The organism is Pseudomonas sp. TE36184 (genome assembly GCF_054060055.1).
In genome coordinates, this window is record NZ_JBSSCU010000001.1 from 5,742,495 (window position 1) to 5,758,176 (window position 15,682).

Sequence of the window (15,682 nt, forward strand, 5' to 3'; positions counted from 1 at the left end):
AAGACCCGATGTCGCTTAAGCACTTTATCCAAATCACCAAACCGGGGATCATTTTCGGTAACGTGCTTTCTGTGGCAGGCGGCTTCTTCCTGGCCTCCAAGGGACATGTCGATCTGGCCATCTTCCTGGCCGCCATGATCGGCACGTCCCTGGTGGTAGCTTCCGGTTGTGTGTTCAACAACTGCATCGACCGCGACATCGATATCAAGATGGAACGCACCAAGAATCGCGTGCTGGTCCAGGGCCTTATTTCCCTGAAACTGGCACTGCTGTTCGCGACCGTCCTGGGTGTTGCCGGCGTGGTGTTGTTGTACAAGGTGGCCAACCCGTTGGCGGCGCTGTTTGCCGTGATCGGCTTTGTCATCTACGTCGGCCTCTACAGCCTGTACCTCAAGCGCAAGTCGGTTCACGGCACGCTGGTGGGCAGTCTGTCGGGGGCGATGCCGCCGGTGATTGGTTATGTGGCTGTGACCAATAGCTTCGACATGGCCGCGCTGGTGCTGCTGGTGATGTTCAGCCTGTGGCAGATGCCGCATTCCTATGCCATCGCGATCTTCCGTTTCAACGACTACCTGGCTGCGTCGATTCCGGTTCTGCCGGTCAAGCGCGGCATCCAGGTGGCGAAGAAACACATCCTGCTGTACATCCTGGCCTTCCTCGTGGCGACCTTGATGTTGACCTTCAGTGGCTACGCCGGCATGAGCTACCTTGCCGTCGCCGCCGCCATGGGCATGTACTGGTTGTACATGGCCTGGACCGGCTACAAGGCGGTGGACGACACCGTCTGGGCACGCAAGCTGTTCGTGTTCTCGATCTTCACCATCACCGCGCTCAGCGTGATGATGTCCCTGGATTTCCAGGTGCCGAGAGAGCTGTTGCTGACCTACGCGCCCTGAGTGGTTCCAAGCAGTGAACAAGCCCCGCCTTCGTGAGAAGTGCGGGGCTTTTTCTTGGGTGCGGGATTAAATCGGCCGGCGCCTTTCTCGTCATACCTCACTGTACGAGCTGTGCGAATCCATTACCCGCGTACAAGGAGTTGTCACCATGATCAGCGTTAGTCGTCGGTCCCTTCTCGCCTTGGGCGCGGCCTTGCCCTTGCTCGGGCGCCTGGACTGGGCAGTCGCCAGCCCACCGCCGGCAAAGGCTGAGAAGGTGCGGCTCAACTATAACGAAAGCCCCTACGGCCCCTCGGGCGCCGCCCGCGAGGCGATGCAGGACGCGATTGCCACGGCCGGGCGTTATCCCTACGGCCACATGTACGCCCTGGCCGCGTTGTTTGCCCGGCAGCAGGGGATTGCCGAAGCACAGGTGGCAGTGTTTTCCGGCTCCATGGCGGCGCTGCGCTACGCGGTGTTGGCGTTTACCGGCGAAAGCCGCGGCCTGGTGATGGCCACGCCGTCCTACGAGGTGCCGCGCCAGGCGGCCGAGGCGAGCCGGGCGCCGGTACAGGAAGTGAGCCTCACGGCCGAGCACGCCCACGACATCCCCGCGATGCTCGCCGCCGATCCCCAGGCGGGCATGCTCTACCTGTGCAACCCGAATAACCCCACCGGTACCCTGACGTCCACCGAGGCCATCCGCCACGCGCTGGCGAACAAACCCCAAGGCAGCGTGCTGGTGGTGGACGAGGCGTACATCGACTTCGCCGACGCTCCCAGCTGTGTCAGTTGGGTCAAGGAACACGACGACCTGCTGGTGTTGCGCACCTTCTCGAAAATCTACGGCATGGCCGGCGCGCGCGTGGGCCTGGCGATCGGCGCCCCGGCGTTGCTGGCGCGCCTCGCGGTGTTCGGGGGCGATAACGTCCCTGCCGGCAGCGGTTTGCTCGGCGCGCAGGCCAGCCTCGAAGACGTCAACCTGTTGCCGCAACGCAAGGCCCTGAACGCGCAACTGCGCGAGGAGACCGTCGCCTGGCTCAAGGCCCGTGGGTTCACCTGCACGCTGTCGCAGAGCAACTGCTTCATGATCGACGTGAAGCAACCGGCGGAGCAGGTGATCGAGAAACTGGCCGCGCAAGGTGTGATGATCGGCCGCGTATGGAAGAGTTGGCCGCAGTGGGTGCGGGTGACGGTGGGGAACAAGCACGAGATGGAGCGGTTTCGCGAGGTGTTTGCGGCGCAGGTCCAGCGCAGCGTTTAACCCAATACGAAACCAATGTGGGAGGGAGCAATCCCCCTCCTACATTGGGTTCTGCGGTACTACTGCTGCGCGATGCTGTACCCATCGAACGCGGTCTGCTGCTGCAACGCCGTGATCACGCTCTTGCGGCTCAATGGCTGTTCGGCGCCGGCGTTATCCACAAAACTCTCGACTTCCAACTCGGCGTCATCGCCTTCACCCACGAAGCTGAAACCCAGGAACTCGAACGCTTCACGGTCGACATTGAGCTTCGAGCGCGGCGTGCGCAGCGGCAGGGTGACGCTGATGCCATCCTTGCTGATCACAAACACTTCGGCGTCTTTCTTCGGCCGCGCGGCCTTGCCCTTGCCGGCGCTCGGGTTGCTGATGGCCTGGTGGGACTGGTTCAACACCTTGAGGGCCAGGCCGTAGACCAGCTCCTGAAACTCCGGGTCGTCCTTGAAGCTGGACAGGATGCGGCTGATCGAGAACTTGCTGCTCAGGTCTTCCAGGGCGATGTTGTCGGCGGCTTCGGCGTCCTTGAGCTGCTTGAGCTGGCCCATCAGGTCGTAGGCCTTGTCGTCGTCGAAGGCATCGTGGGCCTGGCGGATGGCCACGCGCAACTCGCGGATCTGGTCGCTTTCCTTGGAGGTGTGGAACGCGTCCAGCACCATCTCGCTGATGATCTTGGCCGCTGGCACATGCTGTGAAAGATTGATGGCGTTTTCGTATTCAGCTTTGGATTGCAAGGCGACTACGGATTCTTCGGCGGATTCAGCGGTGTAGGAATCGGGCATTGAAATTTCACTACTTCAGTAAACAGGGACAAAAAAGCGTCGGGCATTTTCGGCGGGGAGGGGAGGCAGGTCAAGGCAGCACAATGCCCTTATTGCGACGCAACGCGGCCAGCGCCCGCAAAACAGACCTACGGTCAACCCGCATGCCCAACAGGCTGCCGATCACCATGCCGCCCGCCCAGGCACCGCTCGACAGTATCGATGGTGCCAGCGCCAGTGTGCTTCCCTGCAGAAAAGCGTCGGATGTTTTCAGGCGCGGACCAGGGCAGTCGGCTTCAACAGGTATTCCCCGTTAATAGTGATAACGACACATCAAGACCTGAGTCTCATCATCCTCTATGCCATAGACCAAGCGATGTTCGGCGGTGATTCGCCGAGACCAGAAGTCACTGAGGTTGTATTTGAGTGGTTCGGGGCCGTCTCTTCAAGGGCATTGAATTCCGATAGCGAGATCATCACCACGGGCTCACCTTTTTGCCGGGTGAGCAGCAACGGGATGTGATCGTCATTGACCCGATCCATTGTCTCGGAGAGATGGGCACGGGCATTGGTGTAGTTGATTGTTTCCATGGGTATGTCCTCGCTTGATGGTACGAAACGTCCAGAAATACGTACATGTGTTCAAGGGTTTCCTTATCAACGGTCAATGGGTGGCACCCTTACGGTTTGAGCCTGACCCACATCAAAACCCCGCAGCGCTAAACCCGTTACAACACAAAGGTCTGATGAACCCATAAAAACGACAACGGACCTGCGCCGAGGGGGCTTCCCCACGCGAGGTCATTAAAGGACTAATGCAATGGCGCTTTCTCTGTCACGCCTGGCCTTGCTGGGAGCGACGTTTGGTCTGACGCTACCCCTGCACGCCAATTCCGCCGATACCGCACTGATCGAGCACGGCAAATATGTCGCGCAATTAGGCGACTGCATCGCCTGCCACACTGCCAAGCCAGGCAACGCGATGGCCGGCGGGCTGGAGCTGAGCACGCCGATGGGCACGATCTATTCGAGCAACATCACGCCGGACCGCGAGACCGGCATTGGCGCCTACAGCTTCGAACAGTTCGACCGGGTCATGCGTGAAGGTGTCACACCTGCGGGTATGAACCTGTACCCGGCGATGCCGTATCCGTCCTACGCCAAGATGAGCGAGGAGGACATGCGCGCCTTGTACGCCTACTTGATGCAAGGCGTGGAACCCGTGCGGCAGGCCAACCTCGAGGCGGACATGGGCTTCCCGTTCAACCAGCGCTGGGGCCTGGCCTTGTGGAACTTCGCCTTTCTCGACAAGCAAGCGTTTCAGCCCGACCCCGGCCGTGACGCGCAGCTCAACCGTGGCGCGTATCTGGTCCAGGGCCTGGGCCACTGCGGCTCCTGTCATACCCCGCGGGGCATCGCCTTCCAGGAAAAGGCCATGAGCGACGACGGGCGCGGCGGCCAGCATTACCTGGCCGGCGAAACCGTCGAGCATTGGCGCGCCCTGAGCCTGCGCAACCTGTGGACCGTGGAAGACACCGTGCAACTGCTCAAGACCGGGCAGAACCGTTTTGCCACCGTCGCCGGCAACATGGCCGATGTGATTCACCACAGCACCCAGCATTTCAGCGACGACGACCTGACCGCGATTGCCCGCTATCTGAAATCCTTGCCGCCCGGCCCGGACGATCTGCCGATGCCGTCGGTGGCCCGCGCACCGGCCGCGCCACCCGCCGACCTGTTCACCAGCCGTGGTGGCCTGGGTTATATGCAGTTCTGCAGCGACTGCCACCGCAGTGATGGCGCGGGGGTGAAAGGCTTGTTCCCGCCGTTGGCCGGCAACCCGAGCATCGTCTCGAACGACCCGACATCCCTGCTGCACATCACCCTCACCGGTTGGGAGACCGCACAAACGGCCACTCACCCACGGGTCTACACCATGCCCGGGTTTGCCCGGCTGGCGGACCAGGAGGTCGCCGAAATCCTCAGTTTCGTTCGCACGCGCTGGGGCAACCAGGGCACGTCGATCAGCGCCGCGCAGGTCAAGACATTGCGCGATCAGCTCAACCCGGCCACGACCGACTCCTCCACTTTCGAAACCCCGCGCCTGGCCGACCTGCTCGCGGCGCCGAACGCCGACCAGGTGGTGCGCGGCATGCGCCTGCACCTGCAAACCAAGGCATTGCTGCCCGACAACGTCGGCAACGCGCTCAATTGCACCAGTTGCCACCTCAACGCCGGCACCGTGGCGGACGGTTCGCCCTTCGTCGGCGTGTCGGCCTTCTTCCCCAGCTATGCACCGCGCGCGGGCAAGGTGGTGAGTCTGGAAGAACGCATCAACGGCTGCTTCCGGCGCTCGATGAACGGCAAACCGTTGCCGCCGCAGTCGGCGGATATGCAGGCGATGGTCGCGTACTTCGACTGGATGAAGAACAACACCCGCCCCGAAGACAAGGTGGCCGGGCGCGGTGTAGGCAAGGTCGACCCGGCGATCAAACCGGACCTGGCCAATGGCAAGGTGGTCTACGCCAAGCAATGCGCGGTGTGCCATGGCGACAACGGTGAGGGCCTGGCGCGTGCCGACGGCGAGCGGGTGTACCCGCCGCTGTGGGGCGACCAGTCGTTCAATATCGGCGCCGGCATGGCACGCACCTACACGGCGGCGGCGTTCGTCAAACGCAACATGCCGATCGGCTTCCACGAGCAGTTCCCGTTGGGCCAGGGCGGTTTGTCCGACCAGGAAGCGGTGGACGTCGCGGCGTATTTCTCGGGGCAACCTCGCCCGGACTTCCCGGACAAGGTCAAAGACTGGCCCAACGGCGGCAAGCCGGTGGATGCGCGTTACTAGTCCAGTTGCTTGAGGCACGCCTGGAGGATGTCCAGGCCTTCCTCCAACACCGCCGGCTCAATGGTCAGCGGTGCCAGTAAGCGGACGATGTGCCGCGACTTGCCGCTGGGCATCAGCAGCAAGCCGGCGTCCCGCGCCAGGCTCAGCAACTGGCTCAGTTGCTGGGGCGCGGGCGTGCCGTCGGCGTGGGCCAACTCGATGCCACGCATGGCGCCGACGCCGGTCAGTCGGCCCAGGTAAGGCGACAGGCGTTGCGCGCGCCAGGTTTCGTAGCGGCGCAGGATGGCCTCTTCCTGTCGCGTGCCCCAGGCCTGCAACTGTGCATCCGTCATCACCTCCAGGGTGGCCAACGCCGCCGCGCAGGCGATGGGATTGCCCGAATATGTGCCGCCCAGCCCGCCTTTGGGCAGGTTGTCGAGTAACGCCTTGCGCCCCACCACAGCACCCAACGGCACACCGCCGGCGATGCTTTTGCCGAGCAGGATCAAGTCCGGCGTTATGCCCAGGCGCGAGAAGGCAAAACGTTGCCCGGTGCGGCCGAAACCGGACTGGATTTCATCGACGATCAGCAGGATGTTTTTCTCATCGCAGAAGCGGCGGAGGGCCTGGGCGAACGCGATATCCAGCGCGAGGAAACCGCCTTCACCCTGCACCGGCTCAATGATGAAGCAGGCTACATCGTTAACATCGATTTCCACGCTGAACAAGCGGTCCATAGCCTTCAGCGCTTCGGCGCAGGTCACGCCGTTGTCGGCGCTGGGGTAGGGCAGGTGATACACCGGGCCCGGCAGGACACCGACTTTTTGCTTGTAGGGCGCGACCTTGCCATTCAGGTTGAGGGTGGCGAGGGTGCGGCCGTGGAAGGCGCCGTCGAAGGCGATCACCGCGGAGCGGCCGGTGGCGCCGCGCACGATCTTCAGGGCGTTTTCCGCGGCTTCCGCACCGCTGTTGGTGAGCATCCCGCTGACCGGGTAGTCCACCGGGATAAATGCACTCAGACGATCCATCAGCTCGATGTAAGGCCTGTGCGGAGCGGCGTTGAAGGCGTAGTGGGTCAGTTGGGTCGCCTGCTGGCGAATCGCCTCGACCACCGCCGGGTGGCAGTGCCCGAGGTTGAGCACGCCGATGCCGCCGACAAAATCGATGTAGCGCTTGCCCGCGGTGTCCCAGACTTCGGCGTTCTTGCCGTGGCTGAGGCTGATGGGGTGGACGATGGAAATCGACTGGCTGATGGTTTCGCGGCTCATGAATCTCGGACTCGGCAGTGGCGGGCGTCTTTTTATCTAAGCCGTGAGCCGGGCCGGGCCGCAAACGAAATAAAGTCGCCGGGTCATTCCAAATCGGAAGGAGCGCTTGCCAAACAGCCGTTCGGGGCCACAAACCCGCGCGTTCATTCCGAGACGATGTCCTTCCCCGCTGCCTTGGAGCGATACAACGCCTGATCGGCCCGCGCCATCAGGGCGTCGGGGCCTTCACCCGCATGACGCTCCACCACCCCCAGGCTCAGGGTGATTTTGAAGTCGCCCACGGTGGGGACTTCGCTCATGCTTTGGCGAATGCGCTCGGCCAGGTTTTTTGCGCTCTCCAGGGTGCTTTTGGGCAGCACCACCACGAACTCATCGCCACCCCAGCGCGCAAGCAAGTCACCGGGGCGCACGCAGGCCTCCAGGCTCTCCACGACGCTCATCAGGGTCTGGTCGCCGACGCCGTGGCCGTGTCGATCATTGATCGGCTTGAAGTCATCGATATCCATGGCGACCAGGGCCAACGGCAGGCGAAAGCGTTGGGCGCGCTCGCATTCTTCCAGCAGCACTTTCTCCAGGCGATAACGGTTGGCCACGCGGGTCAGAGCGTCACGCTCGGCCAGGGAGCGGTTCTCGTCCAGTTGCAACTGCAGTTGCTGGTTGACCCGCGACAACTCGCGTGTGCGTTCGGCAACCAAGGCTTCAAGGGATTGGTTGCGCCGTTCGAGCTGTTCGATCGCGCACTTGCGCGTATTGATGTCGCGATGGGCGCCGACCATGCGCGCTACCGAGCCGTCGAGATTACGCGCAACCACATAGCCGCGGTCTTCGATCCACAGGTAGCTGCCGTCTTTTTTGCGGCAACGGTATTCGATTTGGTAATAGGGCGAGCGACGGTTGATATAGTCATCGAACACCGTCATCACGCGGGAGTAGTCGTCGGGGTGAATGATGTTCTCCCAGGTGAACACGCTGTTCTCCAGGGAGTGGCGGGGGTAACCGAGCATTTCGTACCAGCCCGGGTTGCGGTAAACGAACCCCGTATTCGCGTTCCAGTCCCAGACCCCGTCGCTGACCAGTTCCATGACGGCATGCAACATGTCGGCATTGAGGTCAGTTGATGGTTTGTTGCCGGCTGTATCGTCCATGTGCGCGCTCCCTGCGTGGGCCTCAAGGCCGGTCAAATTGACGCCGATACTCCGTGGCTGGCGCTACTGTACAACGGGGCTTGCACGCTTTGAATAGAGCGACTGTGCGGTTGTCGAGGTGTGGCGATGGGCCATTATTTCGGCGCCCGCATCCTCGTCGGTGCCTTCCCGTTGGCGTTGTGCTGGTAAATGGCCTCGGGCTGGCCTTGCTCGTTGAAAAATACCTGGCCGATCCCCGCCGAGTTCCACAAGCGTTCACCGGCTTCGGCGTGTTCCGGGATATGCGGCACCACCTGCATGGTGCGGCGGCGGGTGAACCAGTTGAGTGGGGAGCGCGGCGAGTAGAGCCAGCGGTTGAGGCGGTCGAACCATTCCAGCAGGCGCGGCGGGAATTCGTTCTTGATGCCGCTGCTGGTGATCTGCCAGAGCTTGGGGCCGGCGTTGCGATGGCGGATCAGCACTTCGTAGACGAACGAGTAATGCACGTCGCCCGAGAGGATGACGTAGTTACCCGGTGTGCGGGAGTGGCGGAAGATATTCAGGATCACCTGGGCGGCGCCGCGATGCGCCATCCAGTTTTCGGCGTCGACCAGCAGCGGGTAGCCGCACCAACTGAACACTTTTTGCACGGTCTCGATCAGCTTGACGCCAAAGATCGGCGCGGGGGAGACGATGATTGCCGACGGGTGGTCCAGCAGCGCTTGTTGCAGTTCGCTCAAGGCTTCCCAGTCCAGCAGGCCGGACGGTTGCTTGAGGTTGAATTCGCTGCGCCAGCGGCGGGTGCGGGTGTCGAGCACCACCAGCGCGGGGGTGGTCGGCAGCACGTAATGCCACTGTTGGAAGGCCAGCAGCGTGTCGATCAGTTGATCCTGCGCACCCGCGTTCAGGTGGTTGTGCTGTGCCTGGGCGACAAGCGCCTGGGTCTGGTTGATCAGCGGGCCAAATACCTGCGGCTGGTTGCCCCAGCCTTGGCACAGCAGGTAAGCCAGCAGCGCGTTACCGATGATGCGTTTGGAGAACGGATGGCCGTAGGCGGTTTCTTCCCACTGCGCGCTGAGGTTCCAGTCGTCGGTGATGTCGTGATCGTCGAAGATCATCAGCGTGGACAGATGGGCAAACACCCGCGCGGCGCCGGGCAGGCCGTTGCGGAAGCGATCGATCTGCACCTGTTCGCGGGCATAACGCTGTTGCGCGTCGGCGCTCAGTTGCGGCGGCTGTGGCGCGATCAGCGTCCAGGGAGTGGGGGACCAGACCAACAAATACATGGCCATCACTTCGGCGAAGGTCACCAGATGATTGTCGGCGGTGCTGCTGGTGAAAATCGGCTTCTTCACGCCGCCGAAAAAACGCTCGCGCAAGGTCTCGTTGCTGTCCAGCGCGGGGAGCAGTTCGGCCCGCTGGTAATAACTGGCGTGATGCCCGTAGAGGCTGGTGCTGTCGTCCACCACGGCGCCTTCCAGGTATTCGTCGAACAGCCCCAGGCGCGCGATCAGCCCATGAATCGCCCGCAGCATCGGCCCGGCGACATCGTCGGCGTACACCTGGTCGCCGCTCATCATCAACAATGCCGGGCGTTGGGCCGCGGTCTGGGCGTCGGCCAGCAGGCGATCGACGCACAGCAAGCCTTCGTCCGCCGGGTGATGGGGCTTGCGGCAGGAGCCGTGGACCAGTTGATGAATACGGCTATGCAGCACGAAACTCGGCGATTGCGCGTCGCAATAGAGCAGGTGCGCTGCCCAGTGGGCGATGCCGCGCCCGTCGATCAGCAGGTCATAGCCGATCAGCGCGTCCTGGGGCAGGGCCTCGTCCAACGGGATGTCGATCAAGTGGATAAAGGCCTGGCGCCCCACCGGCACGATTTGGCACTGGCCTTGGTCCAGCACGATGTCGCGGCTCTGTTCGGCGACGTGCAGCCTGAGGGTCAAAGGCAGTTGCCGCGTCCCCACCAGCCACATTACCAGGCGCAGGGGTTCAAGGCGCCGCAGCAGCGGGCCGGCGAGGACGTCGGGCAGGGTGCCGGCGTGAGGCATAGGGTTGAAAGCTCCGCGCAGGATGATCACGAAGGTTAACCCGGCGGATGTCAGTATTGTGTTAAGGCCGGGCGGATCGAAAGGAGGAAGAGGCTGCAGGTCGGCAGCCTCTGGTCGGGCGCCTCAGATGATGTTTCCCCGACCCAGGCTGTCCAGCCCGCTCACGGCGCGGTCTTTTTTAGGCGACTGCTCGCCATTGACGTCAATGGCCGCTCCCTGAGGGGGCGTTTTTGAGGGGGAGTGGTGGTCTACCTGTGTGTTCAAGTAGGTCGGCAGAAACGAATTTTCGAAGTTCAGATGGCTGTAGAAAATATTCATCACGGTTTCCTCTGTAAGTTCGGTTCGCGGCGAACACTGTCGACGCGAACCGAACTTACAGCGGGTAAGAAGGCAGTCGCTATAAACCTATTGAGTCAAAACGAGACTACTCAGGAGTGGGAATCGTCATTCACCGTGGGCACCGTAAATCGAAGCCCACTGCCAGCCCGTCGTGACGTTGAGCAAAGCGATATCGCGAAGCTATCAATGCATCGACGCGCCCTGCCGGGTCAGTGCGGTTTGCACGCATTCGAGCAGATGTTCGGTGCTCCACGGCTTGGGCAGGAAGCGTACCGATCCCCCCAGCTGCGCCGCCAGCCCGGTGTTACCGGACGTCAGCAGCACCGGCACCGACGGCCAGCGATGGGCCACCACGCGACTCAGGTCATAGCCGTTGAGTAAACCAGGCATCTGGATATCACTCACAATCAGGTCCACCGGGTCATCGGCCCGCTCCAGGTAGATCATGCCTTCATCCGCCGAAGGAAACGAGGTGACATGTGCGCCGAAATCCTCCAACACGTCCACCATTAACGCGCGAATGATTTCGTCGTCTTCCAGCACTAAAATCGATGGCTGAGCCATGATCCTTACTCCACCATCAGGGTTCAGTAGGGTGGAGTGGGGCGGAGCGGATTAGGTTCGATCCGATATGCGCTGAGCGATGGATGGTCGTTTTGCGCGTCTAGGTTGCGCATTTGCCGGGTGCTGCTGCACGATACGGGCGCTTTTCCACCCACTCCCGGTCCGCTTGCTTGAGGCCGAATTGCGACGACGGGGTTACCGCCGCTGCCGCAGTTACTGGCTATGCGGTCTCGGCGGCCTGGTACTGGGGCTGATCACCGGCCTGTGCGGCCGCAAAGCAATTGTTGCCACCACGGTTGCGGTCGAGAGTGTGGTCCTCAGGCACCTGGCCCATCAACTCCACACATTGCGTGACATCGACCCGCTGGCCGTGGCCGCGATTGCCTCGATCGTCGAGGAGGAACAGCACCACCATGATCACTCTGCCGCGCAGATCGAGCGGGACGACCCGTGGTTCAGGGCGCTGGCGCCGGTGGTGACAGCGTGGACCGAAGCGGTGATCTGGATGGGCATGCGTTCCTGACAAACCGGCATAATTACCCGTATCACCCGATGTGGAGCCCTTATGAAATACCGCGCGTTACTGACCTTCGTCCTGATCCTCAACACCGGCGCAGCCTTCGCCGCCGGCGATGCCGAAGCGGGTGGCAAGCTCTTCGCCAAAACCTGCGGCGGCTGCCATAGCATCGGCGAGGGCGCGCGCGGCGGCTTTGGCCCCGAACTCAACGGCATCATCGGCAGGCCAGCCGGCACCACTCCCGACTATCAGTATTCAGATGCGATGAAAAACTCCGGGGTGGTCTGGACCCGGGAAAAACTCGCGGCCTATATCGAGGCGCCGAAGAAGGTGGTGAGCGGCACGCGCATGATCTTCTGGGGCATCAGCGATCAGGAAAAGATCGACAACATCCTGGCCTACCTGGCGACGTTTCAACCTGAGTGATCGCCTGACCCCATGTGGGAGTTGTCGAGCCCCGGCGAGGCTGCGATGGGATCACCGCGTGACACCTGCCAGACCGCAGCGCCTGCATCGCAGCCTCGCTGGGGCTCGACAACTCCCACATAAAACCTGCGTCGTTCTGAAGCCCTTACACCGATAAGGACATCCCCTCAAATGTGGGCGCGGTGCATCAGCCCCGCCCCAAATACCTGCAATACCAAACCACCCCACCCACAACCGCCCCCACAACAGTGACCCCGTTCCCCACCAACCAAATCCCAAAGTTCCGAGTCTGCTCCGCATCCCCCTCATAAAACGGCCCAAAGTACGCCGCCACCGCCATCACCACACCGTTAAACACCCCAACAGCGACGGCAACCACCAAAAACACGAACACGACCGCCTTGCATACCTTCATATAACCCTCCAAAACCATATTTCCCTGGAGTCGTGATAATCCGAGAACGTCCCTTCGATCGAGAACCCCAACTGAATTCGCGGGTAGCTCAGCCAATCCGTCAATCGCCGTCCATTCCATAAATCAATGTGGTCACCACTGCGATTGCCAAACGTCTCATTCCTCCTGCGCCAAAAATCTTTGAAGAAGATGATGCCTTGCTGCCCGACCAACATATCCTCAAAGTCTTCAGGCTTTACCTTCTTTACGGGCTGTATACCAGGGATATTGGCGCTGCTTAATGCCTTGGCCATTTCCTCTGCGGCCAGTACGTGACCTTCACTTTTGGGGTGCTGCCAACAATAGCGCACCCCCCTTAATCTGCTTAGGTCGGCACCAGATCTGCGCAATGCCACGCCTAGATTGATCGCGCATTGATCGCTGAAATTTTTCGCGCCGTTGGTTCGGCACGGGGCGGCGTCTCCGAAGATTTCCGGATGGTTTTTCCATAGCGTATAGAACGTCAGCATTCAGCATTTCCGTTGCGTTTTTTCGCGACCATAGCAAACGCTCTGCTGCTTAAGAGGGGGATCAGATAAAATCAGAACGGTCCTACTTGCCTGTCAGTTTTGATTGCAGGGTATAACTCACATGGCCCGTATCCATTGAATCAGCCGCGCATGCAGTAATAAGAGACCTTGGAACGCCAAGGTCTTTTTTTGCCCGCTGATCACGCCAGCAGGTGCTTGGAAATGATCCGCGAGATTTCAACAATCGAAGTCTTCCCCGTGAACTCGAATTTCACTTTCCCCAGCGACGAGAAGTAAATCTCCAACTCCGAATCCAGATCGAACGTCCCGGAGGTTTCCACCGAATACGCCACGATGTTTTTGTACGGCAGCGAGGTGAAGTCCTTCTTGCTGCCGGTAATCCCCTGCACGTTCACCGCGATGATGCGCTTGGTGGTGAAGACCACGCCGTCGCGCATGGCTTTGTAGGCATCGATCACTTCTTCGCCGTCCAGCAGCAGGGCGGCGACGCGTTCGGCGTATTCGTTGTTTTGTTTGAGTTTGAAGAAGCCTTTGTTGTTGAAGTCGATCATGTGCCTGTCCTGGGTGAGTGAGTCGGTAATCGTCAGCCGGTGTATGACGTTTTGCTCGTGGATCTGTATCTAACGCCCTGCTTTTCAACGCCCTACCATGGCGCCTGACACTGCAACGTCGGCGAAGGATTTCACGCCGGCAGAATAAAAATCCAGGAGCTAAACAATGCCCGATATGTCCAGCTTGCTTGCCTACGCGCTGATCTCACTCGGCATGGTGCTGACGCCCGGGCCGAACATGATTTACCTCATTTCCCGCTCGATTTGCCAGGGACGCATGGCCGGGATGATCTCCCTGGGCGGGGTGGCGTTGGGGTTTATCGTTTACATGCTGTGCGCGGCATTGGGTATCACCGCATTGGTGATGGCGGTTCCCTTGGCGTATGACGCGCTGCGGCTCGGCGGTGCGTTGTACCTGGTCTACCTGGCCTGGCAGGCGGTCAAGCCGGGTGGTCGTTCGCCTTTTCAGGTGCGGGACCTGCCCCTGGATAGCCCGCGCAAGCTGTTCATGATGGGCTTTGTGACCAACCTGCTGAATCCTAAAGTCGCGGTGATGTACCTGTCGTTGCTGCCTCAGTTCATCGACCCGAACGGCCACGGCAGTGTGCTGACGCAATCCCTGGTGCTGGGCTTTACGCAGATTTTCATCAGCGTGAGCGTCAACGCAATGATTGCCATGATGGCGGGTTCCATCGCGGTGTTTTTCGTCACCCGGCCCGGTTGGCAGGTGGTGCAGCGCTGGCTGATGGGCTCGGTGCTGATGGGCTTGGCCGTGCGGATGGCGGTTGAAGGGCGGCGCTAACCGGGCATGCGCTTTTGGCCGCGGCGGGCACGCTGATCAGCGATTCACAGGATGTCTTTCAAATAGTCCTTGAGGGTGGTTAGCGGCGTGGGCAGTGCGTCGAGTTGATGGACGTTTTGCACGTCAGTCGCCAACCGCCGCAACTCCCGCCCCAGCACCGTGTGGGCGCCGCCCAATGCCTCCAGCGCCTGCACCACGCATTCCTCGATCTTGCGTTGAATCGCAGCCAAATCCCGCTGCCGTACCAGTAACCCAAACACTTCCCGCTCGTACCCGTCCATCACCAGATCGTCACGCAAGACCGGGCTGCCGCCGTCGGTCTCGTACACCAGTTTCAGTGCGAAGAGCGCAACCGCTTCCAGCGTCAATTCCATGGTCTCGCTTCCTCGGGGTTTGGTGGGGAGGGCGATGATCACTGTTCTGCGCCGGAAAAAAAAGACCCACGCGTCAGCGCTCCAGGATCAGCTCCACGCGGCGGGCGCGTGCAAAACCTAGATCAAGCGATAGGTGGGATACCGACCCGAAGTGGCCGCCCGAGAGGGGCTGCTTTCGATTGTGCAGAACGGACACATTTCTATGGTTCCCCAAACCGGGAGAAATCGGCTAAAAGCAGTCCGTCAGATTCGACCAGTAAATCAGGGGCGATTCAGACCACAGTTAGAACGATTATGCTTCGGGCGCTTAAATATGGATTTCCAATCCTGTGCCGGCCGGCAAGCCTCCAGTGATTTATGTCCGCGTGGCTCATGACACTAACTGCATGGTCATTGCGCTATATACCTTCAGCCCCTGCAGATCGCTGGCCCTTGCCTGAGTGCAACCCAGTTTGGCCAGCCAACGGTGTGCAGGGTTCTTGTCCAACGCAACCGCGTGCAGCGCTACAGGTGTAAGGCCCAATCCAATCAGTACTTGAGGGCCTTGTTCACTGACCAACAGGAATTCGTCCGCGCCCACGCCAACTGCCCGGTCCAGCCCGGCATAGAGGTTGCGCTTCCAATCAGTGATGTGCGACTGCCAACGGGCAAAATTGCCTCCCCCTTTTTGGCGGTACTCGTCGCTCTGCAATACGGCAAGCGTGTCGACTGAATGCAGGGCCAGGTAGGCCGGGCAATTGCCGCTCAAGGCTTTGAACCGCTGCGAGGAGCTGAATCCGCTCACCGAGATCAGCGCTGGCAGTTTTTCCAGGCTGTAAAACGCATTCCACTCAGCTTCGCTCGCGGGGTCAGCGTAGTTGCATTCGACTGTATAAATCATCATGTCACTTCGTTGGTTGATGTTTAATCATGCTAGTGACACGGTAATGATCCATAAAACGACTTTTCGGCACTCTTCAGTGATTAAACATCAAGGTGGAGGCCTTGACTTGAACCAGGAATG

18 protein-coding genes are annotated in these 15,682 nt (G+C 60.8%); 6 read left to right on the forward strand and 12 right to left on the reverse strand.

All coding sequences use genetic code 11. The features are described 5' to 3' along the window. The first annotated feature begins 8 nt into the window (after positions 1-8). Positions 9-896, forward strand: a complete 888-nt coding sequence (gene cyoE, locus ACVWZP_RS25950; RefSeq protein ID WP_017846726.1) for a heme o synthase — start codon at positions 9-11, stop codon at positions 894-896. A gap of 148 nt (positions 897-1,044) precedes the next feature. Next, on the forward strand, positions 1,045-2,139 hold the full coding sequence (gene ptaA, locus ACVWZP_RS25955; RefSeq protein WP_261755594.1) for a pyoverdine biosynthesis transaminase PtaA: 1,095 nt from the start codon (positions 1,045-1,047) through the stop codon (positions 2,137-2,139). Positions 2,140-2,198: 59 nt separating this feature from the next. Here the strand turns inward: ptaA and ACVWZP_RS25960 are convergent, their stop codons facing one another. The 3 genes from ACVWZP_RS25960 to ACVWZP_RS25970 all read right to left on the reverse strand — a co-directional run bounded on the left by ACVWZP_RS25960 (position 2,199) and on the right by ACVWZP_RS25970 (position 3,485). Further along, positions 2,199-2,915: a hypothetical protein gene (locus tag ACVWZP_RS25960; protein WP_126586645.1), complete on the reverse strand. Its 717-nt coding sequence runs from the start codon at positions 2,913-2,915 to the stop codon at positions 2,199-2,201. A 292-nt stretch (positions 2,916-3,207) separates the two neighbouring features. Further along, positions 3,208-3,285, reverse strand: a complete 78-nt coding sequence (locus ACVWZP_RS25965) for a type II toxin-antitoxin system YoeB family toxin (RefSeq protein WP_141123716.1) — start codon at positions 3,283-3,285, stop codon at positions 3,208-3,210. Further along, positions 3,252-3,485: a type II toxin-antitoxin system Phd/YefM family antitoxin gene (locus ACVWZP_RS25970; RefSeq protein ID WP_156179839.1), complete on the reverse strand. Its 234-nt coding sequence runs from the start codon at positions 3,483-3,485 to the stop codon at positions 3,252-3,254. The genes ACVWZP_RS25965 and ACVWZP_RS25970 overlap by 34 nt, the downstream gene beginning before the upstream one ends. Positions 3,486-3,714: 229 nt before the next feature. On the opposite strand from ACVWZP_RS25970, the gene ACVWZP_RS25975 reads away from it, so the two are divergent. Next, positions 3,715-5,739 carry a c-type cytochrome gene (locus ACVWZP_RS25975; protein ID WP_126588800.1) on the forward strand — a complete coding sequence of 675 codons (2,025 nt, stop codon included), beginning with the start codon at positions 3,715-3,717 and terminating at the stop codon, positions 5,737-5,739. Here the strand turns inward: ACVWZP_RS25975 and ACVWZP_RS25980 are convergent. The 5 genes from ACVWZP_RS25980 to ACVWZP_RS26000 form a co-directional block, all read right to left on the reverse strand. Next, on the reverse strand, positions 5,736-6,986 hold the full coding sequence (locus ACVWZP_RS25980; RefSeq protein WP_108524570.1) for a 2-aminoadipate transaminase: 1,251 nt from the start codon (positions 6,984-6,986) through the stop codon (positions 5,736-5,738). The genes ACVWZP_RS25975 and ACVWZP_RS25980 overlap by 4 nt on opposite strands. A 143-nt stretch (positions 6,987-7,129) precedes the next feature. Next, positions 7,130-8,131: a sensor domain-containing diguanylate cyclase gene (locus tag ACVWZP_RS25985; protein WP_046382112.1), complete on the reverse strand. Its 1,002-nt coding sequence runs from the start codon at positions 8,129-8,131 to the stop codon at positions 7,130-7,132. Between the two features lie 134 nt (positions 8,132-8,265). Continuing rightward, positions 8,266-10,161, reverse strand: coding sequence for an alkaline phosphatase D family protein (locus tag ACVWZP_RS25990; protein WP_457370249.1), 1,896 nt, complete (start codon positions 10,159-10,161; stop codon positions 8,266-8,268). A 123-nt stretch (positions 10,162-10,284) separates the two neighbouring features. Then, entirely contained in the window at positions 10,285-10,479 is a 195-nt protein-coding gene (locus ACVWZP_RS25995; RefSeq protein ID WP_046382114.1) for a hypothetical protein, read from the reverse strand. Between the two features lie 204 nt (positions 10,480-10,683). Continuing rightward, positions 10,684-11,064 (reverse strand): response regulator, encoded by a 381-nt coding sequence (locus tag ACVWZP_RS26000; protein ID WP_017846735.1) that lies wholly within the window; start codon positions 11,062-11,064, stop codon positions 10,684-10,686. A gap of 181 nt (positions 11,065-11,245) precedes the next feature. Between ACVWZP_RS26000 and ACVWZP_RS26005 the strand changes: the two genes are divergently transcribed. Together ACVWZP_RS26005 and ACVWZP_RS26010 are read left to right on the forward strand one after the other, a co-directional pair. Continuing rightward, entirely contained in the window at positions 11,246-11,587 is a 342-nt protein-coding gene (locus ACVWZP_RS26005; protein WP_231589867.1) for a demethoxyubiquinone hydroxylase family protein, read from the forward strand. Between the two features lie 42 nt (positions 11,588-11,629). After that, positions 11,630-12,007, forward strand: coding sequence for a c-type cytochrome (locus ACVWZP_RS26010; protein ID WP_169866050.1), 378 nt, complete (start codon positions 11,630-11,632; stop codon positions 12,005-12,007). Between the two features lie 411 nt (positions 12,008-12,418). Here the strand turns inward: ACVWZP_RS26010 and ACVWZP_RS26015 are convergent, their stop codons facing one another. Further along, positions 12,419-12,931: a type VI secretion system amidase effector protein Tae4 gene (locus ACVWZP_RS26015; RefSeq protein WP_079444668.1), complete on the reverse strand. Its 513-nt coding sequence runs from the start codon at positions 12,929-12,931 to the stop codon at positions 12,419-12,421. A gap of 200 nt (positions 12,932-13,131) precedes the next feature. Then, positions 13,132-13,503, reverse strand: coding sequence for a PH domain-containing protein (locus tag ACVWZP_RS26020; RefSeq protein WP_017846739.1), 372 nt, complete (start codon positions 13,501-13,503; stop codon positions 13,132-13,134). Positions 13,504-13,669: 166 nt separating this feature from the next. Between ACVWZP_RS26020 and ACVWZP_RS26025 the strand changes: the two genes are divergently transcribed. Next, positions 13,670-14,305 carry a LysE family translocator gene (locus ACVWZP_RS26025; protein ID WP_046382117.1) on the forward strand — a complete coding sequence of 212 codons (636 nt, stop codon included), beginning with the start codon at positions 13,670-13,672 and terminating at the stop codon, positions 14,303-14,305. A 44-nt stretch (positions 14,306-14,349) separates the two neighbouring features. On the opposite strand, the gene ACVWZP_RS26030 is transcribed toward ACVWZP_RS26025, so the two are convergent. Beyond that, the gene (locus ACVWZP_RS26030) at positions 14,350-14,679 is read right to left on the reverse strand and encodes a hypothetical protein (protein ID WP_017846741.1); all 330 of its coding nucleotides are present in this window, start codon (positions 14,677-14,679) and stop codon (positions 14,350-14,352) included. Between the two features lie 370 nt (positions 14,680-15,049). After that, positions 15,050-15,559, reverse strand: coding sequence for a sugar ABC transporter (locus ACVWZP_RS26035; RefSeq protein WP_169866143.1), 510 nt, complete (start codon positions 15,557-15,559; stop codon positions 15,050-15,052). Positions 15,560-15,682: the final 123 nt, after the last annotated feature.